This is a genomic window from Oryzihumus sp. (assembly GCF_054325275.1).
In genome coordinates this window covers 15,324-34,510 of sequence record NZ_JBTCWL010000042.1, presented here as the reverse complement: position 1 = coordinate 34,510, position 19,187 = coordinate 15,324, and the positions used below count along the sequence as shown (strand labels likewise).

General features: G+C 73.7%; 23 protein-coding genes. 8 read left to right on the top strand and 15 right to left on the bottom strand.

Features of this window, described 5'->3' with window-relative positions; all coding sequences use genetic code 11:
- Nucleotides 1–66: 66 nt before the first annotated feature.
- The 11 genes from ACXVGS_RS12155 to ACXVGS_RS12105 all read right to left on the bottom strand — a co-directional run bounded on the left by ACXVGS_RS12155 (nucleotide 67) and on the right by ACXVGS_RS12105 (nucleotide 10,882).
- Nucleotides 67–2,019 carry a M3 family metallopeptidase gene (locus ACXVGS_RS12155; RefSeq protein WP_458536991.1) on the bottom strand — a complete coding sequence of 651 codons (1,953 nt, stop codon included), beginning with the start codon at nucleotides 2,017–2,019 and terminating at the stop codon, nucleotides 67–69.
- A 52-nt stretch (nucleotides 2,020–2,071) separates the two neighbouring features.
- Complete coding sequence (gene mutM / locus ACXVGS_RS12150; RefSeq protein WP_458531158.1) at nucleotides 2,072–2,962, bottom strand: bifunctional DNA-formamidopyrimidine glycosylase/DNA-(apurinic or apyrimidinic site) lyase; 891 nt, start codon at nucleotides 2,960–2,962, stop codon at nucleotides 2,072–2,074.
- On the bottom strand, nucleotides 2,955–3,731 hold the full coding sequence (gene rnc, locus ACXVGS_RS12145; RefSeq protein ID WP_458527669.1) for a ribonuclease III: 777 nt from the start codon (nucleotides 3,729–3,731) through the stop codon (nucleotides 2,955–2,957). Before rnc ends, mutM begins: the two co-directional genes overlap by 8 nt.
- A gap of 16 nt (nucleotides 3,732–3,747) precedes the next feature.
- Complete coding sequence (gene rpmF, locus ACXVGS_RS12140) at nucleotides 3,748–3,942, bottom strand: 50S ribosomal protein L32 (RefSeq protein ID WP_141789000.1); 195 nt, start codon at nucleotides 3,940–3,942, stop codon at nucleotides 3,748–3,750.
- Between the two features lies 1 nt (nucleotide 3,943).
- On the bottom strand, nucleotides 3,944–4,519 hold the full coding sequence (locus ACXVGS_RS12135) for a YceD family protein (protein ID WP_458527670.1): 576 nt from the start codon (nucleotides 4,517–4,519) through the stop codon (nucleotides 3,944–3,946).
- Between the two features lie 123 nt (nucleotides 4,520–4,642).
- Nucleotides 4,643–5,200 (bottom strand): hypothetical protein, encoded by a 558-nt coding sequence (locus tag ACXVGS_RS12130; RefSeq protein ID WP_458527671.1) that lies wholly within the window; start codon nucleotides 5,198–5,200, stop codon nucleotides 4,643–4,645.
- A 1-nt stretch (nucleotide 5,201) separates the two neighbouring features.
- Nucleotides 5,202–5,702: a pantetheine-phosphate adenylyltransferase gene (gene coaD / locus ACXVGS_RS12125; protein ID WP_458536990.1), complete on the bottom strand. Its 501-nt coding sequence runs from the start codon at nucleotides 5,700–5,702 to the stop codon at nucleotides 5,202–5,204.
- Between the two features lie 94 nt (nucleotides 5,703–5,796).
- Complete coding sequence (locus ACXVGS_RS12120) at nucleotides 5,797–6,348, bottom strand: hemerythrin domain-containing protein (protein ID WP_458527673.1); 552 nt, start codon at nucleotides 6,346–6,348, stop codon at nucleotides 5,797–5,799.
- 57 nt (nucleotides 6,349–6,405) lie between these two features.
- A complete protein-coding gene (rsmD, locus tag ACXVGS_RS12115; RefSeq protein ID WP_458527674.1) occupies nucleotides 6,406–6,990 on the bottom strand; it encodes a 16S rRNA (guanine(966)-N(2))-methyltransferase RsmD in 585 nt (194 codons plus the stop codon).
- 7 nt (nucleotides 6,991–6,997) lie between these two features.
- Nucleotides 6,998–9,202, bottom strand: coding sequence for an ATP-dependent DNA helicase RecG (locus ACXVGS_RS12110; RefSeq protein WP_458536989.1), 2,205 nt, complete (start codon nucleotides 9,200–9,202; stop codon nucleotides 6,998–7,000).
- A 3-nt stretch (nucleotides 9,203–9,205) separates the two neighbouring features.
- Nucleotides 9,206–10,882: a DAK2 domain-containing protein gene (locus ACXVGS_RS12105; protein ID WP_458536988.1), complete on the bottom strand. Its 1,677-nt coding sequence runs from the start codon at nucleotides 10,880–10,882 to the stop codon at nucleotides 9,206–9,208.
- A 222-nt stretch (nucleotides 10,883–11,104) separates the two neighbouring features.
- Here ACXVGS_RS12105 and rpmB point away from each other — a divergent pair, with 222 nt between their 5' ends.
- Entirely contained in the window at nucleotides 11,105–11,299 is a 195-nt protein-coding gene (gene rpmB / locus ACXVGS_RS12100) for a 50S ribosomal protein L28 (protein WP_141789007.1), read from the top strand.
- A 102-nt stretch (nucleotides 11,300–11,401) separates the two neighbouring features.
- Nucleotides 11,402–11,929, top strand: a complete 528-nt coding sequence (locus ACXVGS_RS12095; protein ID WP_458527677.1) for a DUF1990 family protein — start codon at nucleotides 11,402–11,404, stop codon at nucleotides 11,927–11,929.
- A gap of 34 nt (nucleotides 11,930–11,963) precedes the next feature.
- Here ACXVGS_RS12095 and ACXVGS_RS12090 read toward each other — a convergent pair whose 3' ends face one another.
- Nucleotides 11,964–13,001, bottom strand: coding sequence for a thiamine-phosphate kinase (locus ACXVGS_RS12090; protein ID WP_458527678.1), 1,038 nt, complete (start codon nucleotides 12,999–13,001; stop codon nucleotides 11,964–11,966).
- A 64-nt stretch (nucleotides 13,002–13,065) separates the two neighbouring features.
- Between ACXVGS_RS12090 and ACXVGS_RS12085 the strand changes: the two genes are divergently transcribed.
- Together ACXVGS_RS12085 and ACXVGS_RS12080 are read left to right on the top strand one after the other, a co-directional pair.
- Entirely contained in the window at nucleotides 13,066–13,299 is a 234-nt protein-coding gene (locus ACXVGS_RS12085; RefSeq protein WP_141789977.1) for an Lrp/AsnC family transcriptional regulator, read from the top strand.
- A 122-nt stretch (nucleotides 13,300–13,421) separates the two neighbouring features.
- Nucleotides 13,422–13,799 carry a DUF3515 family protein gene (locus ACXVGS_RS12080; protein WP_458527679.1) on the top strand — a complete coding sequence of 126 codons (378 nt, stop codon included), beginning with the start codon at nucleotides 13,422–13,424 and terminating at the stop codon, nucleotides 13,797–13,799.
- A gap of 14 nt (nucleotides 13,800–13,813) precedes the next feature.
- Here ACXVGS_RS12080 and ACXVGS_RS12075 read toward each other — a convergent pair whose 3' ends face one another.
- Nucleotides 13,814–14,962 (bottom strand): D-alanine--D-alanine ligase family protein, encoded by a 1,149-nt coding sequence (locus ACXVGS_RS12075; protein ID WP_458531153.1) that lies wholly within the window; start codon nucleotides 14,960–14,962, stop codon nucleotides 13,814–13,816.
- Between the two features lie 73 nt (nucleotides 14,963–15,035).
- On the opposite strand from ACXVGS_RS12075, the gene ACXVGS_RS12070 reads away from it, so the two are divergent.
- Nucleotides 15,036–16,121: a trans-sulfuration enzyme family protein gene (locus ACXVGS_RS12070; protein WP_458527681.1), complete on the top strand. Its 1,086-nt coding sequence runs from the start codon at nucleotides 15,036–15,038 to the stop codon at nucleotides 16,119–16,121.
- Between the two features lie 4 nt (nucleotides 16,122–16,125).
- On the opposite strand, the gene ACXVGS_RS12065 is transcribed toward ACXVGS_RS12070, so the two are convergent.
- Both ACXVGS_RS12065 and ACXVGS_RS12060 read right to left on the bottom strand, forming a co-directional pair.
- On the bottom strand, nucleotides 16,126–17,127 hold the full coding sequence (locus ACXVGS_RS12065) for an NAD(P)H-dependent glycerol-3-phosphate dehydrogenase (RefSeq protein ID WP_458527682.1): 1,002 nt from the start codon (nucleotides 17,125–17,127) through the stop codon (nucleotides 16,126–16,128).
- On the bottom strand, nucleotides 17,124–17,840 hold the full coding sequence (locus ACXVGS_RS12060; protein WP_458527683.1) for a lysophospholipid acyltransferase family protein: 717 nt from the start codon (nucleotides 17,838–17,840) through the stop codon (nucleotides 17,124–17,126). Before ACXVGS_RS12060 ends, ACXVGS_RS12065 begins: the two co-directional genes overlap by 4 nt.
- Nucleotides 17,841–18,019: 179 nt before the next feature.
- Here ACXVGS_RS12060 and cofC point away from each other — a divergent pair, with 179 nt between their 5' ends.
- Genes cofC through ACXVGS_RS12045 form a run of 3 tightly spaced genes read left to right on the top strand, consistent with a single transcriptional unit; the run spans nucleotide 18,020 to nucleotide 19,177 of the window.
- The gene (gene cofC / locus ACXVGS_RS12055; RefSeq protein WP_458527684.1) at nucleotides 18,020–18,655 is read left to right on the top strand and encodes a 2-phospho-L-lactate guanylyltransferase; all 636 of its coding nucleotides are present in this window, start codon (nucleotides 18,020–18,022) and stop codon (nucleotides 18,653–18,655) included.
- 10 nt (nucleotides 18,656–18,665) lie between these two features.
- Nucleotides 18,666–18,878, top strand: coding sequence for a hypothetical protein (locus ACXVGS_RS12050; protein ID WP_458527685.1), 213 nt, complete (start codon nucleotides 18,666–18,668; stop codon nucleotides 18,876–18,878).
- 32 nt (nucleotides 18,879–18,910) lie between these two features.
- The gene (locus ACXVGS_RS12045; RefSeq protein ID WP_458527686.1) at nucleotides 18,911–19,177 is read left to right on the top strand and encodes a hypothetical protein; all 267 of its coding nucleotides are present in this window, start codon (nucleotides 18,911–18,913) and stop codon (nucleotides 19,175–19,177) included.
- Nucleotides 19,178–19,187 lie beyond the last annotated feature (10 nt).

Here is a 19,187-nt window from a genome sequence, read left to right as displayed (position 1 = left end):
GGTCAAGCAGTTCGAGTGCCCGGTGATCCCGCTGGCGCACGGCCACTGACGCCGGCGGTTGTCGCTTCACTGACGGTTGATCGGCACCGGCTCCGTCGCCAGCCAGCGGCTGAACGACTCGAACGAGTACGGCCGACCCAGGAAGTTCGCGACGAGGTCAGCCGCGTCGGCGCTTCCGCCGCGCGCGAGTATCTCGTCGCGGTAGCGGCGGGCCACGCCCGACGCGAACAGGTTGTTGGAGTCGAACGCGGAGAACAGGTCCTTTGCGATGACCAGGCTCCACATGTACGTGTAGTACGCCGAGGAGTAGCCCTCGAGGTGGCCGAACGCAGCCTGGAAGTGGGTGCCCTCGGTGTAGGGGAACAGGTCGTAGTGCTCCTGCAGGGACCGCACCAGCGCGGTGGTGTCCTCGACCCGCTCGCGGTGCAGCCGGTAGGAGACCGCGGCGTAGAACATCTGCGTGCGCGCCAGGTAGCCCTTGCCGAAGTCGTCGGCGGCCTTCATCCGGGCGACGAGCTCGGCCGGGATGGGCTCCCCGGCGGCGTTGCGGGCGAAGGTGCGCAGCACGGTGGCGTCCCAGGCCCACTCCTCCAGCATCTGCGAGGGCGCCTCGACAAAGTCCCACTCGGTCGCCACGCCGGAGAAGCGCGCCCACGTGTGCCGGCCGGCCAGCACGTGGTGCACGAGGTGCCCGAACTCGTGGAACAGCGTCACCACGTCGGAGTGCTCCATGAGGCCGCGCGGGAAGTTGCAGACCAGGACGCCCTCGGCGAGCTGGCGGCCGGCGATGCCGGGCTGCAGGTCGAACTGCGCCGCGTGCTTGTACTTGCCCTCCCGCGGGTGCAGGTCGAGGTGGATCCGGCCGATCGCCTCCCCGTCGAGCAGCACGTCGTAGACGGCGACGTCCTCGTGCCAGGCCGGGGCGTCCTCGACCCGGCGGTAGTCCAGCCCGAACAGCCGGCCGGTGACATCGAGCAGGCCCTGGCGGACCGCGGCGAAGTCGAAGTAGGTGCGCACGGTCTGGGCGTCGACGTCGAAGTTCTCCCGCCGGATCACCTCGGCGTAGTACGCCGCGTCGGAGCCCGCGACCGTGGTGTCCCCCGGCCGGTCCTGCTGCAGCCGGGCGAGCAGCACCGCGACGTCGCGGCGCCCGGACTCCCCTGCGAGCGCAGCGATCTCGTCGATGAACTCCTCGATCGCCGCCCCGCGGCCAATCATCTTGACCTCGGCGTCGTAGTCCGGCCAGCCGTCGTAGCCCAGCAGCGACGCATGCTCGGCCCGCAGCGCCAGCAACTCCTTGAGCACCCCGTCGTTGGCCGGCCAGGCCCGGTTGAGGAACTCCGTGCGCAGCGCGGCGCGGGCGACGTGGTCGTGGGCGAAGGACATGAACGGGACGACGTCGGGGTAGTCGGTGCTGACCTCGACCCGGCCGTCCCCGCCCACGGGGTGGGCGTCCACCCAGTCCTGCGGCATCCCGGCGAGCTGCCCGGGCTCCAGGTGGACGCGGCGCACGTCGTCGCGGATGTTCTTGGAGAACTCCTGGCCGACGAGCGTCTCCCGCTCGGCCAGGGCACGCAGCCGCTCCCGGGTCGCCTCGTCCCGGTCGACGCCGGAGCGGCGGAAGTCGCGCAGCGTCAGGCGCAGCACCCGCTGCCCGCCCTCATCGAGGGCGTCGGCGTCGACCGCGGCGAGGATGTCGAAGAGCGCGCGGTCCAGGCTCAGGTCGGTGGAGAGCTTGTGGGCGGCCTGCTCTGCGGCCTCGGCGCGGGTGCGCACCGCCTCGCGCGGGTGGACCTGGCTCATCAGGCTGGCCGCGGCGAAGGCGTTGCCGAGGGCGATGCTGGCGTCGTTCCACCGCGCCAGGACCGTCGCGGCGTCGGCGCCGGGATCGGCCTTGAGCTGCTCGATCGCGGTCCGGGCCAGCTCGAGCTGGCCGTCGCAGCGCTGCGCCAGCCACTCCTCCCAGCCCTCGTCGGTGGGAGGCAACGGGAGCGCGGACAGCGGCGTCGAGGTGGTCACCCCCGCACGATAACCACGGCGTCGCGACGACCGCACCAGCCGTGGTCGCGTGTCAGCGACGGGGTCGCGGGCGGGGCTGGCAGCGCGGGCAGGAGTAGGACGAGCGGTTCATGAACGCCTCCCGCCGGATGGGGGTGCCGCAGCGCGGGCACGGCCGGCCCTCCTGCCCGTAGGCGGCCAGGCTGCGGTCGAAGTAGCCGGAGGCGCCGTTGACGTTGACGTACAACGCATCGAAGCTCGTGCCGCCCTGGCCGAGCGCCTCGGTCATGACGTCGCGGGCGTGGTCGAGCAGCCGGCCCAGCGCGGGGCGGGTCAGGGAGGCGGCCTCCCGCTCACCGTGGACCTGCGCGCGCCACAGCGCCTCGTCGGCATAGATGTTGCCCACCCCGGAGACCAGACCCTGGTCCAGCAGGGCCCGCTTCACGCCGGTATGCCGTGCCTTCATCCGCGCGACGACGGCACCCTGGTCCCAGGCCGGCTCGAGCGGGTCGGGGGCGATGTGCGTGATGGTGGAGGGCACGCCCCAGGGGCGTGGCACGGAGGCGAGGTCGGGCACGAGGTCCGCGAGCGCCATACCGCCGAAGGTGCGCTGGTCCACGAAGCGCAGCTGGGGGCCCGCGTCGTGGAAGTCGAAGGTGGCGTGCAGGTGCTTCTCGCGCGGGGCGTCGGCGGGCTCCACGAGCAGCTGGCCGCTCATGCCGAGGTGGACGATGAGGCCCTGGCGGTGGCCGTCGGGGGCGATCAGGACGAGCCAGAGGTACTTGCCGCGCCGCTCCGCCGCTTCGACCGTGTTGTCGGTGAGCCGGGCGGCGAGGTCGACCGGTCCGGGCAGGTGCCGGCGGGCGACCCGGGCGCCGAGGAACGCCGCCGAGTCGATGCGGCGGCCGACGACGTGGTCGGCCAGGCCGCGGCGGACGACCTCGACCTCGGGGAGCTCAGGCATCCACGGGGGCGGCGGGGCGCGTGGGCCGACCTGCCTCGGCGCGGGCACTCAGCTCGGTCCACGCGCGCTCGGCGGCCTTCTGCTCGGCCTCCTTCTTGCTGCGCCCGACGCCCTCGCCGAGGGTCTCCTCGCCGATGACGGCGCGTGCGGTGAAGACCTTCTCGTGGTCGGGGCCCTCCTCGGTGACGCGGTACTCGGGCACGCCGAGGCCCGTGGAGGCGGTGAGCTCCTGCAGGCTGGTCTTCCAGTCCAGGCCGGCACCGAGGCTTGCCGAGGACTTCATCAGCGGGTCGAGCAGGTGGTGCACGAACGTGCTGGCCGCCTCGAGCCCGGCGGAGAGGTAGACGGTGCCGATGACCGCCTCCATCGTGTCGGCGAGGATCGACGCCTTGTCGCGGCCGCCGGTGCTCTCCTCACCGCGCCCGAGCATGAGGTAGTCGCCCAGCCCGATGGTCCGGGCGACGTCAGCCAGGGCACGCATGTTGACCACCGCGGCCCGCAGCTTGGCCAGCTGGCCCTCGGGCAGGTCAGGGTGGTCGGCGTAGAGCGTGTCGGTGACGACGAGCCCGAGCACGGAGTCCCCGAGGAACTCCAGGCGCTCGTTGTGGGGCAGGCCGCCGTTCTCGTACGCAAAGGACCGGTGGGTCAGGGCACGCAGAAGCAGCGGCTCGTCGATCTCCGCGCCGACCACTCCGAGGAGATGGTCAGCGAGGTCGTCGACGGGCCGCTGCGTCGCGCCGTCCCCCTTCGGGGGCTGGGACGAAGTCACGCGCGAGAGGGGCTGGTCAGCCCTGGTGCTCGGTGCGCTCCGCGACGCCGTAGTGGCGACCGGCGTAGGTACCGCAGGAGGGGCACGCGATGTGCGGCTGCTTGGGGGCAGAGCACTGCGGGCACGCGGTCAGCGTGGTCGCCGTCGTCTTCCAGTTCGCGCGACGCGAACGGGTGTTGGAGCGCGACGTCTTCCGCTTCGGGACAGCCACGTCAGTTCCTTCTCTCTTCGGTACCGCTGTTGGTCAAGTTCTGCAGAGCCGCCCACCGGGGGTCGAGCGTCTCGTGGTGGTGGTCCGGGTCGTCCGCGAGATGCGCCCCGCACTCGGAGCACAGTCCCGGGCAGTCCTCCCGGCACACCGGCTGGAACGGCAGGGCAGGCACCACTGCGTCCCGGAGCACGGGCTCGAGGTCGAGCAGGTCGCCCACGAGCACGAACTCGTCGTCATCGTCGTCCGCAGAAGCCACCTCGTGGTGGTGCTGCGCCCGATCGGCGTAGGCGAACAGCTCCTGGAAGGTCACGTCCAGCTCTTCGCTGACCGGATCCAGGCACCGCACGCAGGCGCCGGTCGCCGTGGCTCGGGCCGAACCAGTGACGAGGACACCCTCCATGACCGACTCCATGCGCAGCTCCAGCTCGACCGGCTGGCCGGGCTGCACCGCGATGACGTCGCTGCCCAGGTCTGCCGGGGCCTCGACGGTGCGGGACAGCTTCGCCATGGAACCCGGTCGGCGGCCGACCTCCTTGGTGTCGAACACCAGGGGCTGGCGCGGGTCGAGTCGGTCCATGGCTCCGTTGCGTGCAGTTGGTCCGGTGGCGCGTCTGCGTCACAGGCTCAGCCCTCCTCCGCACACGGACGAGGACCGACGCATGAGGTTACCGGAGGGAGGACCGCGCACCCAAATGCGGGGCTAGTGCGCGTGCCGCGCCGCGTCCAGTGCGGGGCCGAGGTCCTCGGTGGCCGGGTCGTGGGCCAGGGGCGCGTCGTCGTCCTCGGCGACGCCGAGCCGGGCCAGGTCGGCCTCCCGGCGCGCCGCGAGGCGCTCCCGGCCGTTGCCGACCTGCGCCGCGAGCTGGCCCAGCACCACCTCGAACTCGCCGAGTTTGCGGTCGACGTAGTCGTCGGCGTCGCTGAGCAGACGGCCGGCCTCGGCCCGGGCGTCCTCGACGACCCTCGCGGCCCGCTCCCGGGCGGCGACGAGCACCTCGGTCTGCTCCAGCAGCTGCTCCCGCTCGGCGTGGGCGGCGCGCAGCAGGTCGTGCGCCTGCGCCTCGCCGGAGGCGACGATGGCGGCCCGGTCGCTGAGCAGCGCGTCGGCGTGGTCGAGGTCTGCCGGCAGCGCCGCCCGGAGCCGGTCGAGGTCCTCGAGCAGCTCGGCCCGGTTGACGAGGCACGAAGCGGACATCGGCATGGCCTTGGCCTCGCGTACGGTGGCGGTGATGTGCTCCAGCAGGTCCTGGACGTCCACGTCAGCTCCCTTCAGCCGGGCGCAGGCGCGCGAGCAGCGCGGCCCGGGTCTCGTCGTCCACCAGGCCGGTGATGTCGCCCCCGAGGGCGGCGACCTCCTTGACCAGCGAGCTCGACACGTGCTCGAAACGCGGGTCCCCGGGCAGGAACACGGTCTCGACGCCGGTCAGGTGGCGGTTCATCAGGGCCATCGGGAGCTCGTAGGCGAAGTCGGTGCCGCTGCGCAGCCCCTTGACGATGGCCTCGGCGCCGACGTCGCGGCACACGTCGACCAGCAGCGTGTTGGCCCAGGCCTCGATGCGCAGGTTCGGCACGTCGGCGAGCGCGGCCTTGAGCAGCTGCAGCCGTTGCTCGACGGGCAGAGTGCCACTCTTGGCGGGGTTGTGCAGGACCGCCACGACGACCTCGTCGTACAGGGCGGCCGCACGGGAGATGACGTCGACGTGACCGACCGTCACGGGGTCATAGGACCCGGGGCAGACGCAGCGGCGCACAGTGCTCACGGTTCGAACCTAGCAGCGGACCCGGAGCGCCAAGCGGCACTCCGGGTCCACCCGCAGGTATGCCGTGTGCTTGCCGGCCGCGGGCCGGCGGTGCTCACTCGTCCTCGTCGTCCTCGAGCTTGCCCTCGGCCGCAGCCTCCTGCACGATCCGGCGGACGTTGGCGACCGACCCGGGCTCCCCGTCGAGCAGGGCGTTGCGGGCGGCGGCGAACGAGGCGCCCAGCTCCGCCCGGACCGCCTCGGAGACCTCGGTGCGGGCCGGGTTGAGGATGGTCTGCTCCTCCTCGCCGATGTGGTGCATCAGCGCCTTCTGCAGCTCCTCGACCGCGTCGTCGAACTTCTGGGTGTCGGTGGCCTTGCACTCCAGGAGCGCCAGCAGCTTCGCGTTGCCCTCGGCGTGCTCGTGCTCGCCGTGCTCGGCCTCGTGGGTGCCGATCGCGTCCTTGCGCACCAGCTTGGGGTAGACCTCCTGCTCCTCGGCCTCGCCGTGGGCGATGAGCACGTCGGCGAGGGCCTGGCGGGCGGCCTCGCGGTCGGCGGTGGCGTCGCGCAGCTGGCGCAGCAGGTCCTCGAACAGCCGGTGGTCCTCGAGGATGAGCTCGACGACGTCGCCGGCCGTGGGGCGGGGAAGGTAGAGGTTCGTCATGGGGCCAGCATTACCCAGCGCCCGCCGCCGGCACGCGCGTGGCACGCTGCAGCCGGCTCAGGCGACCTCGGGCTCGCCGGCGAAGTCGGCGAACCACATCTTCGTCTCGCCGTAGCGGCGCTCCCCCGCCGCGTCCAGCCCGGCGGGCCAGCGCGGCTCGGGCGAGCGGGAGGAGCGCTCGACGACGACGAGCGCGTCGGGACCGAGCCACTGGTGCGCGACCAGCAGCTGCAGCACGTCGGCGAGCGCGTCCTCCGTGACGTCGTAGGGCGGGTCGGCGAGCACCAGGTCGTAGCGCCCCGCCCAGGCGGGCGGGCCGCCGAGGAGCGCCCGCTCGACGGTGTCGACCCGCACCGTGACCCCGGGCAGGCCGAGGTCGGCGGTGTTGCGCCTGGCCACGGCCCCGGCGGCGCGCGCGGACTCCACCAGCAGCACGCTCGCCGCCCCACGGCTCGCGGCCTCGAGCCCGAGAGCGCCGGACCCGGCATACAGGTCGAGGACGTGGGCCCCCCGGAGCACGTCGAGGTGCTCCAGCCGGGAGAAGAGGGCCTCGCGGACGCGGTCGCTGGTGGGGCGGGTGCCGCTGCCCGGCGGGGTCTGGATGCGCCGGCCCCCGGCGCGGCCGCTGATGATGCGTGTCACTCGGGGGTCATCCTCGTTCCAGGTAGGCGGCCTGCTCCTCGTCCAGCGCGGCGGCGATGCGCAGGCCCAGGAGCGGGTGCCGCTCGAGCTGCGGGTCGTCGGTCACCAGGGCCAGGGCGTCCTCCCGGGCCTGCAGGATCAGGTCCTCGTCGCGCAGCAGGCTCAGGTGGCGCAGGCCACCGCGGCTGCCGCTCTGCCGGGCGCCGAGGACGTCGCCCTCGCGCCGCTGGGTCAGGTCGAGGCGGGCCAGGCTGAAGCCGTCGGTGGTCTCGGCGACGGCGCTCAGCCGCTCCAGCGCCGCCTCGGACTCCGACTCGGTCATGAGCAGGCACAGGCCGGGAGCACTGCCACGACCCACGCGACCGCGCAGCTGGTGCAGCTGGGAGACCCCGAACCGCTCGGCGTCCATGACCACCATGACGGTCGCGTTGGGCACGTCGACGCCGACCTCGATGACCGTGGTCGAGACCAGCACATCGATCTTGCCGGCGGCGAAGTCGCGCATCACCGCGTCCTTGTCCTCGGGGGCGAGGCGGCCGTGCAGCACGCCGACCGCGAGGCCGTCGAGTGCCGGCTCGTCCTCGAGCTCGGCGGCGACGGTGTGGACGCTGTGCAGCTCGCGGGCGGCGGCGCCCTCCCCGAGGTCGGACAGGTCCAGCGCCTCCCCGTCGTCGTCGACGGCCGCCGCCCCCGCCTCTGCGGCATCGCCGATGCGGGGGCACACGACATAGGCCTGGTGCCCCTTGCGGGCCTCCTCGGCCACCCGCTGCCAGGTCCGCTGGACCCAGCGGGGGTTGGTGCCCGGGACCACGTGCGAGGCGATGGGCGAGCGCCCGCGGGGCAGCTCGGTCAGGGTGGAGGTCTCCATGTCGCCAAACACGGTCATGGCCACAGTGCGCGGGATCGGGGTGGCGGTCATGACCAGCACGTGGGGCGGCTGGGTGCCCTTGCTGCGCAGGGCGTCGCGCTGCTCCACCCCGAAGCGGTGCTGCTCGTCGACCACGACCAGGCCAAGGTCGAAGAAGCTGACGTGCTCCTGGATGAGGGCATGGGTGCCGACGACGATGCCGGCCTCGCCGCTGGCGGCCTCCAGCAGCGCCTTGCGCCGGGCGGCGGTCGACTGGCTGCCGGTGAGCAGGGTGACCCGGGTGCCGAGCTCGTTGCCGCCGAGCAGGCCACCCTCGGCCAGGTCGCCGAGCATCGCCGTCATCGAGCGGTGGTGCTGGGCGGCGAGCACCTCGGTGGGGGCGAGCAGCGCCGCCTGGCCGCCGGAGTCGATGACCGAGAGCATCGCCCGCAGCGCCACGACGGTCTTGCCGGAGCCGACCTCGCCCTGCAGCAGCCGGTGCATCGGGTGGCTCTGGGCCAGGTCGGCGGCGATGGTCTCTGACACGGCCCGCTGCCCGTCGGTGAGCTCGAACGGGAGCCTGGCGTCGAACGCCTCGAGCAGCCCGCCCGGCCGGGCCAGGCGCGGCGTCGTGCGCAGGTCCTCGTTGGCCAGCCGGCGCTGGGCCAGGACGGCCTGGACCGTGAACGCCTCGTCGTAGCGCAGCCGGTGCCGGGCGTGCTCGACCTGCTGCAGGTTCTCGGGTCGGTGCAGGTGCTCGTACATCTCCCGCAGCCCGGGCAGGCCTCGACGTTCACGGACCTCTGCGGGGAGGTGGTCGGGCAGTGACTCCAGCGAGTCGAGGACCACCTCGCCGACGGTGCGGACCTTCCACGGCGGCATCGACCGGCCCGCCGGCAGGTAGATCGGCACCAGCCGCCCGGTGTAGCGGCTGACCGCCTCCTGGGACTCCTCCTCGGCGAAGAGCTGGTAGTCGGGGTGGGTCAGCTGCCAGCTGCCGCGGAAGGCCTTGACCGTGCCGGCGAACAGGCCGTGCACCCCCTGGACCAGCCGGTGCTCGTGGCCGCGGGCGTTGAAGAAGGTCACCTCGACGTCGGTGCGCCCGTCGGTGATGACCGCGGTCAGCATCCGCTGGCGGGGCCGGCTGGGCAGCGGCCTCGTGGTCACCTGGCGGACCCGCGCGACGACGACGACCTCGTCACCTTCGGCGAGCTCGCCGAGGTCGGTCAGCTCCCCCGGCTGGACGTAGCGCCGGGGCAGGAACTCCAGGAAGTCCCCGACGGTGTGCACGTCGCGGTTCTTGGCCAGCGGCCCGGCCGAGCCGGGAGCGACCACCTTGGCCAGCGGGGTGGAGAGGTCGACCACCGCTCACTCCACCCCGAGCAGCAGCGGGTATGCCGGCTGGCCGCCGGCCAGGACCGTCACCTCGAGGTCGCGGCGCCGGATGCGGGCCGCAGCGGCGACGCTGTCGCCGAGGTCCGCCGGGGCCTGTTCGCCGGTGACGACGGTCAACAGCTCGCCGCCGCTGCCCAGCAGGCGCTCGACCACCTCACCGGCGACGGTGCTGAGGTCGTCACCGATCGCCACGACGTCGCCCTCGACCACGCCGAGCACATCGCCGGCGTGGCACCAGCCGGCGCTGGTCAGCGCCTCCCGGTCAGCCACGGTGACCGCACCCTGGCGGGTCGAGGCGGCGGCGCTGGTCATGGCGAGCAGGTTGTCGCGGACGCCGGCGCCGGCGTCGAAGACTGCCAGGGCGGCGATGCCCTGGACCGCGGCCCGGGAGCGCACCACGTGCACCTCGACCCCCTCGTCCGCGGCGGCGCGCGCAGCGGCCTCGGCGGCGAGGTAGGTGTCGGCGTCGTTGGGCAGCACGAGGACGGCCATGGCGTGGGCCTCGCGGATGGCCTCGAGGATCTGGCCGGTGGACGCCCGGCGTCCCGGGCCGCTGGCCACGACCCCGGCGCCCGCGGCGCGGAAGACGTCGGCCAGGCCGGGCCCGGCAGCACAGGCGACGACGGCCAGCGTGCTGGCCGGCTCCTGCCGGCGTCCGGCCTGCGCCTCGCTCAGCCGGGTGACGCGGATGCGGTGCGGGCGCCCGACCTCGACCCCGGCCTCGATCGCCGCACCGGCGTCATCGACGTGGGCGTGGACGTTCCACAGGTCGTGGCTGCCGACGACCAGCACCGAGTCGCCGAGGTCGTCGAGCCGGTCACGCAGCCCGGCCACGGCCTCCTCGTCGGCGTCGGCAAGGAGGTACATCACCTCGTAGGCGGGGCCGCCGGCGCGCTCCTCCGGCTCGACCGCGTGCGAGGGCGGGGCCCACTCGGGCCGGGCCGGCACCAGGTCCTCCAGCGGGTGCGGGGCCGGGTCGGCGCCTCCGGCGACCACGCGCTCGAGGGCCTCCAGGAGCAGGACGTAGCCCGCGCCGCCGGCGTCGACCACCCCGGCGCGCTCCAGGGCCGGCAGCTGCGCGGTGGTCGCGACCAGCGCCTCGCGAGCCGCGGACAGCGCGGCCGTCACCACGGCATACAGCTCGGAGCCGGACTTCAGGGCGACCTCGGCGGCGGCAGCGGCGGCGTCGCCGACGGACAGGATGGTGCCCTCCACGGGGCGGGTGACGCTGGCGTAGGCGAGCTCGCTGGCGCGGCGCAGGGCCTCGGTCAGCTCCTCCGGCCCGAGGCCGCACGGCTCCTCGGCGACCCGGGCCACGACCTCGCTGATGCCGCGGACCATCTGGCTGAAGATCACCCCGGAGTTGCCGCGGGCGGCGAGCAGGGTGGTGCGCGCCAGGGCGGCCGCCGCGTCCGCGAGGGAGTCGGAGCCGGAGGTCCCCGCCTCGGCGCGCGCGGCGTCGAGGGCGGTGTCGAGGGTGAGGTAGAGGTTGGTGCCGGTGTCACCGTCGGGCACGGGGAACACGTTGAGGGCGTCGATCTCGCTGCGCCGCGCGGCCAGCGCGGCGCGCGCGGTCACGGCCCAGCGGCGCGCGGCCACCGCGTCGATCCGCGCCAACCGGCCCTGCGGACCGGGCCCGCCGTCACCCATGCACACCTCCTGCTCCAGCGTGAGGGTAGCGGGGCCGTGCGACCATGGAGGTCCGCCCACGTCGGGCACGCCGGGAGCGTCTGACGCCACCGGCCGGCGCATTTTGGCCGGACGGCCCGCCTCGGCTACTCTTGACCGGTTCCCCCAGCCGGCGCATCCTTCGTGCTGCCCTGCCGGGAGCACCAGTTCTTCCATTGCATCAACGAGTTCAGGAGATCACCCGTGGCTGCCAACTGCGATGTCTGCGGCAAGGGACCGGGCTTCGGTCACAACATCTCGCACTCGCACCGCCGCACCAAGCGCCGCTGGAACCCCAACATCCAGCGCGTGAAGGCTCTGGTGGGCGCGGCCGGTGTGACCCCGAAGCGTCTCAACGTCTGCACCTCGTGCCTCAAGGCCGGCAAGGTCAAGCGCTGACCCAGCGTCCTGCCGCCTGACCCCAGGCACACCGACACGAGCCGGTCCCATCGCGGGGCCGGCTCTTGTCATGCCCGCGAGGCGTCGGACACCATCGCGGTCGTGACGGGGGACCTCAGCTACCTGGCCGTTGGCGCCACAAGGGTCGCGGACGCCCAGTGGGCCGAGGCACCGGCCGGGTACCGGCGGTTCGAGCGCACGCACCTCCTCGGCCACGGGCAGGACAGGTGGCTGGCCTCCACTTCGGCAGTGCAGTCGTGGGCCGTCAAGACCCGCAGCGGGTTCACGGTCGACCTCGCGCCAGGTGAGGAGCTGCGCGTGCATGAGGGGCAGGACCGCACGCTCGTCGCCTCGCTCGGGCCGGTCGGCCTGCGCGAGCCGGTTCGCGTAGTGGCCGTTGTTGACGAACCGGACCGCTGTGGCTTCGCGTACGGCACGCGGGCGGGGCACCCCGTCTCGGGCGAGGAGGCGTTCGTCGTGCACCGCTCGCCGGACGGGACCGTCTGGCTGACGTTGCGGTCCCTGACCCGGCCGGCGCCGGGGCCCTGGCGGCTGGTGTTCCCCGCAGCCCTGGTCGCCCAGCGCTGGTACCGCCGGCGCTACGCCCGCGCGCTGCTGCCGGTCGAGTGAGGTCCTGCCCGTCCCCGGCCGGCCGCGAGAGCAGTCAGCCCGCGAAGTGGTCCCAGCCGCCAGGGCCCTGCGCCTGCCCGTCGAGGGTGACGCCATCACCGGCGACGACGGTGCCGATCCGTCGCCAGCCGCGCGGCAACGGGACGTGCGCCGGGAAGCAGCCCAGCAGCGAGTGCTCCTCGCCACCGGTGAGCACGCACTCCCACGCCGTCTCCTCCCCCACCGCGCCGGCCAGCGCCGCGACGTCGGCCTGCAGCGCCTCCCGGCTCAGGTCCACCCCGACCCCGCTGGCGCGGGCGACCCGTCCGGCGTCGCGCACCAGCCCGTCGCTGAGGTCGAGCATCGCGTGCACCCCGGCCTCGGCGGCCAGCGGTCCCTGCCGGTAGGCCGGTCGTGGCCGACGGTGGTAGTCCACCAGCTCCGGTGCCCGGCCCGGTTCACCGCGTTCCAGCAGCCGCCAGCCGGCGTGCGAGCGGCCGAGGCTGCCGGCCACCGCGACGACGTCGCCGGGGCGGGCACCCGAGCGCAGCACCGGCTCGCGCCCCTCGAGGTCACCCAGGGCGGTCACCGACACGACGAGCATCCCGGGCGGCGCCGAGGACAGGTCTCCCCCGACGACGGGGGCGCCCGCCTCGCGGGCCGCCTCGGCCAGCCCCGTGGCGAAGTCGTGCACCCAGGCCAGCGGCGTGGCCGGGTCGGCGATGAGCGTGACCAGCAGGCCGGTGGGCACCGCGCCCATCGCGGCGACGTCGGCGAGGTTCTGCGCCACCGTCTTGGCACCCACGTCGGCACCGGTGGACCAGTCGTCGCGCCAGTCCCGGTCCCGCACCATCGCGTCGGTCGTGGCCACCACCTTGCCGTCCGGCGCGGCGACGAGTGCGGCGTCGTCGCCCGGCCCGAGCAGCACGCCATGGCCGCCGGGCAGCAGCGGGAAGATGCCCTCGAGCAGCTCGGACTCACTCACCTGCGCCAGGGTCGGACCCTCGGAACCGTTGGGATCCTTGACCACTCGTTGCCTCCTGCTGGGACGAAACCTGCACCGGCACGGTAGCGTCTGCGATGTCCGGGCCACGCCGGCCCCGGCACGGTTTCCTCGGGGCGCGCGTGCGCCCCGGCCAACCCTTGGAGGCATCGTGGTGGTCCAGGCCTACATCCTGATCCAGACCGAGGTGGGCAAGGCTGCCACCGTCGCCGAGGCGATCGCCGGCATCTCCGGAGTCACGCTGGCCGAGGACGTCACCGGCCCCTACGACGTCATCGCGCGCGTCGAGGCCCGCAACGTCGACGAGCTCGGCAAGCTGGTCATCGCCAAGATCCAGGACGTCGCGGGGATCACCCGCACCCTCACCTGCACGGTCGTGCACGTCTGAGCGCAGAGCAGCACCCCCGTATGGCGGCCGGTCGCGTGAGGCGACCCGGCCGCCATACGCGTTGTGCGGCAGCGCTGTCCGCGCTGGGTCTCGTCCTCCTGCTGCCGGCCTGCTCCCGCGGCGTGGAGGTCACCGCGGCACCCGAGGCCTCGTCGGCCGCCTGCCGCGCCGCCTCGGCGAAGTGGCCGGCGACGGTCGGCAACCAGAAGCCCGTCGACACGACGTCGGACTCCCGCGCCGTGCACGCCTGGGGCGACCCGGCCGTGATCGCCCGCTGCGGCGTGGCACCGCCCGGCCCCACGACGGACCAGTGCATCGAGGTGTCCGGGGTGGACTGGGTGGCCCACCGGCTCAGCGACGGCGTGCGTTTCACGACGTTCGGACGGGCGCCCGCGATCGAGGTGCTGGTGCCCTCGACCTACGCCCCCGAGCCGTTGCTGCTACCGGCGTTCACCGCTGCGGCGCAGACCATTCCGCAGGGCAGCCACCGCTGCCGCTGAGAGGCGGGGCCGTCTCAGCGCAGGCCGGTCCGGCGCGACAGCGCGAGCTGGAGCAGCTCGTCGATCAGCGCCGGGTAGTCCAGCCCCGAGACCGCCCACATCCGCGGGTACATCGACGTCGGGGTGAAGCCTGGCATCGTGTTGATCTCGTTGATGACCACGTCGCCGCCGCTGGTCCAGAAGCAGTCGACGCGCGCCAGGCCCTCGCAGCCAAAGGCGTCGAACGCGGCGGCCGCCAGGCGCCGGACCTCGTCGGACACCTCGACGGGGACGTCGGCCGGGCACGAGAGCTGGACGTCGGCCTCGGCGATGTACTTGGCCTCGAAGTCGTAGAAGTCGTGGCCCTGCACGACCTCGACCTCGGCGACCTCACTGGTGCGGGTGGGGGCGCCGTCGCGGCCCTCGAGCACGCCGCACTCGATCTCGCGGCCGACGATGGCCGCCTCGACGATGACCTTCGGGTCGTGCTCGCGCGCGGCCTCGATCGCGGCCTCGAGGTCCTCCTTGGCATTGACCTTGGTGATGCCCATGCTCGAGCCGGCGCGGGCCGGCTTGACGAAGACGGGGAACCCCAGCGAGCTCACCGCGTCCAGGGCTGCGGCCGGGTCGTGGCGCCACGCCTTGTCGGTGATCACGGTGTAGGGGCCGACCGGCAGGCCGTGGCCGGCGAGGACGACCTTCATGTAGTGCTTGTCCATGCCCGCGGCCGAGGCCAGCACACCGGAGCCGACGTAGCGGATGTCGGCGAGCTCGAGGAGCCCCTGCAGGGTGCCGTCCTCCCCGAACGGGCCGTGCAGCAGCGGCAGGACCACGTCGACGTCGCCGAGCGCGCGCGGCGGCTGGCCGGGCTCGAGGACGGCCAGGCTGCGGTCGGTGGTGCTCAGCGGCACGATCACGCCGTCGGCGGCGTCGTCGACCTCAGGGGTGTGCCCGGGGGTCAGCGCGAGGCGGTCCGGGTCGTCGGCGGCCAGGACCCAGCGGCCGTCCTTGGCGATCCCGATCGGCAGCACGTCGTAGGTGTCGCGGTCGATGGCGCGCAGCACGCCGGCGGCGGTCGAGCAGGAGACCGCGTGCTCGGAGGAGCGGCCGCCGAAGACGACGGCGACCCGCGGCTTGCGGGGCTCGGCGGACAGGGTGCTGGGGACGATGTCGGAGGCGCTCATCGAGGAGTGACCCTACCGCCCGGCATCCGGCCGCCGACACACCCGACCCCGGCGCTGGACCTACTGTGTGGGCGTGGACGCGACTCACCCCGACGACCTGGCCCCCGCCTCCCTGCTCGTCTCCGCCGGACGCCCGCCGCGCGTGCCCGGCGCGGGCGTCAACGCCCCGCTGGAGCTCACCTCGACCTACGTCGCCGACGGCGAGGTCAACTACGCGCGCGCCGGCAACCCGACCTGGACCGCCTTCGAGGAGGCGCTCGGCGCCCTGGAGGGCGGCACGGCGCTGGTGTTCGCCTCCGGTATGGCGGCCGTCGCGGCCGCGCTGTCCCTGGCACCCGAGCGCGGGGTGGTCGTGGCGCCGACCCACGCGTACAACGGCACCGGCTCGATCCTGGGCGACCTCGCCGACGCCGGACGCCTGGAGGTGCGCCGGGTGGACATCAGTGACACCACGGCCGTGGTGGCCGCGCTGGACGGGGCCGATCTCCTGTGGGTGGAGTCCCCGACCAACCCGATGCTCGAGGTCGCCGACGTGCCGGCGCTCGTCGCCGCGGCGCACGAGCAGGGTGCGGTCGTGGTGTGCGACAACACCTTCGCCACGCCTCTGGTGCAGCAGCCGCTCGCCGACGGCGCGGACGTGGTGATGCACTCGGTGACCAAGTTCCTCTCCGGCCACTCCGACGTCGTCCTCGGCGCCACCGTGACGGCACCCACCGAGCGCGGGCGCGAGCTGCAGGGACGACTGGCCCACCACCGGCTCGTCCACGGCGCGATCGCCGGCCCGGTGGAGACGTGGCTGGCGCTGCGCGGGATGCGCACCATGCATCTGCGGGTGGAGCGGGCCACGGCCAACGCCGCGGTGCTCGCCGAGCGGCTGGGCGGGCACCCGGCGGTCGAGCGGGTGCGCTACCCCGGGTTCGGGGCCGTCGTCTCGATCGAGGTCTGCGGTGGCGCCGAGGCCGCCGAGCGCGTGTCCGCGGCGGTGCGGCTGTGGACCCACGCCACGAGCCTGGGCGGCGTCGAGTCCCTCGTCGAGCGCCGCCGCCGGATCAGCACCGAGCCGCTGACCGTCCCGGAGAACCTGCTGCGCCTGTCCGTCGGGGTCGAGGACGTCGAGGACCTGTGGCGCGACCTGGACCGGGCGCTGCGCCAGGCCTGAGGGGTCAGTGCTTCTCGGCCTTGAGCCGCCGGGCCATCAGGGCGCGCACGACCTCCTCGGGCGTGCGCCCGTCGTGGACGACCGCGGCGACGTTCTCGATGATCGGCACGTCGACACCGTGGTGGCGGGCCAGGTCGAGGATCGCCTCGCAGGACTTCACGCCCTCGGCGGTCTGCTTCGTCACCGCGATGACCTCCTCGACGGACATCCCCTTGCCGAGGTTGACCCCGAAGGTGCGGTTGCGGGACAGCGGTGACATGCACGTCGCGATGAGGTCACCGACCCCGGCCAGGCCGGAGAAGGTCGCCGGGTCGGCGCCCAGCGCGACGCCGAGCCGGGTGGTCTCGGCCAGGCCGCGGGTGATGATCGAGGCCTTGGAGTTGTCGCCCATGCCCATGCCCTCGGCCATGCCGGCCGCCAGCGCGACGACGTTCTTGACCGCACCGCCGAGCTCGGTGCCGATGACGTCGGTGGCGGTGTAGGGCCGGAAGTACGGCGCGGCGCAGGCGTCGGCGACCATCTCGGCGACGGCGTGGTCGAGGCACGCCACCACGCTGGCCGCCGGCTGCTTGGCGGCGATCTCGGGTGAGAGGTTGGGCCCGGAGAGCACGGCGATCCGCTCCGGCTCGATCTTGCCGACCTCGGCGATGACCTCGCTCATCCGCTTGGTGGTGCCGAGCTCGACGCCCTTCATCAGCGAGACGACGGCGGCGTCACGCGGGATGAGGTCGGCCCAGTGGACAAGGTTCTCGCGCAGCTTCTGGGACGGCACCGACAGCACCACGATCTGGGCGCCCTCCACGGCCTCGGCCGGGTCGGTGGTGGCCGAGACGTTGTCGGGCAGGACCAGGTCGGGCTGGTAGTCGCGGTTGACCCGCTCGGTGTTGATCTGGTCGACGACCTCCTGGCGCCGGGCCCACATCCGCACCGTCGTGCCCGCATCCCCGAGCACCGCCGCGAAGGCCGTGCCCCAGCTGCCGGCGGTGAGCACCGCGGCCCGTGTCATGCCTGTCCTCCTGCTGCTCCTGCGGGCGGTTCACGTCGCGCCCGGTGGGGGTTGCCGGTCTCGGGCAGCCCGGACGAGCGGACGTCGAAGCGCTGCGCCGGGGCCTGCTCCCCCCGCATCTGCTCCAGCAGCCCGGTGATCGCGTCCATGATGCGGTCGGTCGCCTCGCGCAGGGTTGCCCGGTCGAGGGGCTGACCGTACAGGTCGCTGAGGTCCACGGCGGGGCCGGCCCACACGTGCATCGTCTTGCGGGGGAAGAACCGCGGGCGCTTGCCGTAGGGCTCGAGGATCTCCTGGGGCCCCCACTGCGCCACCGGGATGACGGGGCACTGGGTGGTCAGCGCCACCCGCGCGGCCCCGGTGCGACCGGTCATCGGCCACATCTCGGGGTCCCGGGTCAGGGTGCCCTCGGGGAAGATCGGCACGCACTTGCCCGCCTCGATGGCGACCACGGCGGCACGGAAGGCCTCGACGGCCTGGGAGGTGCCGCGATACACGGGGATCTGGTCGGCGGCGCGCAGCAGCCGGCCGACCAGCGGGATGCGGAACACCCCCTCCTTGGCCAGGAAGTAGGGCGGGTGCCCGTTGTCGTAGAGGAAGTGCGCGAACGCGATCGGGTCGATGTAGGACAGGTGGTTGGGGGTGACGACGAACCCGCCGGTCTCGGGGAGGTTCTCGACGCCGCGCCACTCGTGCCGGGTCAGCAGGATCATCAACGGGCGCAACAGGCCCGCGGCGAAACGGTAGGCCAGGGGCAGCCTGTTCCGGGGTCGTTTCCGCCGCACCAGTGATCCGCCCTTCCCGCGTCCGCCCGTTGCGGCCGTCGCGGCCATCTTCCCGGTCGGCGCGGGTCGGTGTCGAGGCGGCCTGCCGTGCTGAGACGATCACCATGATGAGCACGGGAGAACAGCAGCGGTGGCGCGTCGTCGTGCCGGTCAAGGGCCAGCTGTCGGCCAAGAGCCGGCTGCACCCGCCGGCGGGGGTGCTCCGCTCCGACCTCGCGCACGCGTTCGCGATCGACACCCTGGCCGCGGTCCATGCCTGTATGCCGGTGAGCCGCCTCCTGGTCGTCACCTCCGACGAGCTCACCCGCGGCTGGGCCCGCGAGCGCGACGTCGCCGTGACCGCCGACCCCGGCTCGGGGCTCAACGACGCGGTCCGCGCGGGCCTGGCCTCGCTGGAGGTGCGGCACGGCGAGGGCCCCACCGCGGTGCTGCTCGGCGACCTGCCCACCTTGCGGCCCGCCGACCTGGCCCGGGCCCTGACCGCCTGCTGCGCGCACGAGCGCAGCTTCGTCCCCGACGCCGAGGGCACCGGGACGGTGCTGCTCGCCGCCCACGCGGGCGGGTCGATCAACCCGCGGTTCGGCTCGGGGTCGGCGCACGCCCACGAGCGTGACCACACCCGGCTGGACCTGGACCTGCCGCACCTGCGCTCGGACGTGGACGACGACGTGGCCCTGGCGCGCGCGGTCTCGCTGGGCGTCGGCCCGCGCACCGCGCGGGTCCTGGCCTCGCGCCGGCACTAGCCTTGGCCGCATGCAGGCCAGCGTCCACCGCTTCGACCCCGCCACCGGCGCGGGCAGCGTGCTGCTCGACGACGGCCGGGAGGTCCCCTTCGACGCCGAGGTCTTCGACGCCAGCGGGCTGCGGCACGTCCGTCCCGGGCAGCGGCTGAGCGTCACGAGCGACGGGGAACGCCTGACCCGGCTGTGGATCGTCGGCATCGGCGAGGGAGAGCCCATCCGCTGAGCGCCGGGGCGGGCGTCCCTCCGCGAAGGGGCTTGGGCCGGCAGCCCGCCGCCGCTACAGTCGCCGGGCTCGCGCTCGTCGGCCTCGGCGTCCTGGCGGACACGGCCCCGGTCCACTACGCACCGCACTCCCTGTGGCTGCTGGTGTGTCCCCTGTTCGTGTGCGGGCTCGGCATGGGTTGCTGTTTCGGGTCGCTGTTCGCCGTGGCACTGGGCGAGGTGTCGGAGGAGCAGGCAGGCAGCGCCTCCGGCACCCTCAACCCGTCCAGCAGCTCGCCACCTCGGTCGGTGCGGCGCTGATCTCGACGAC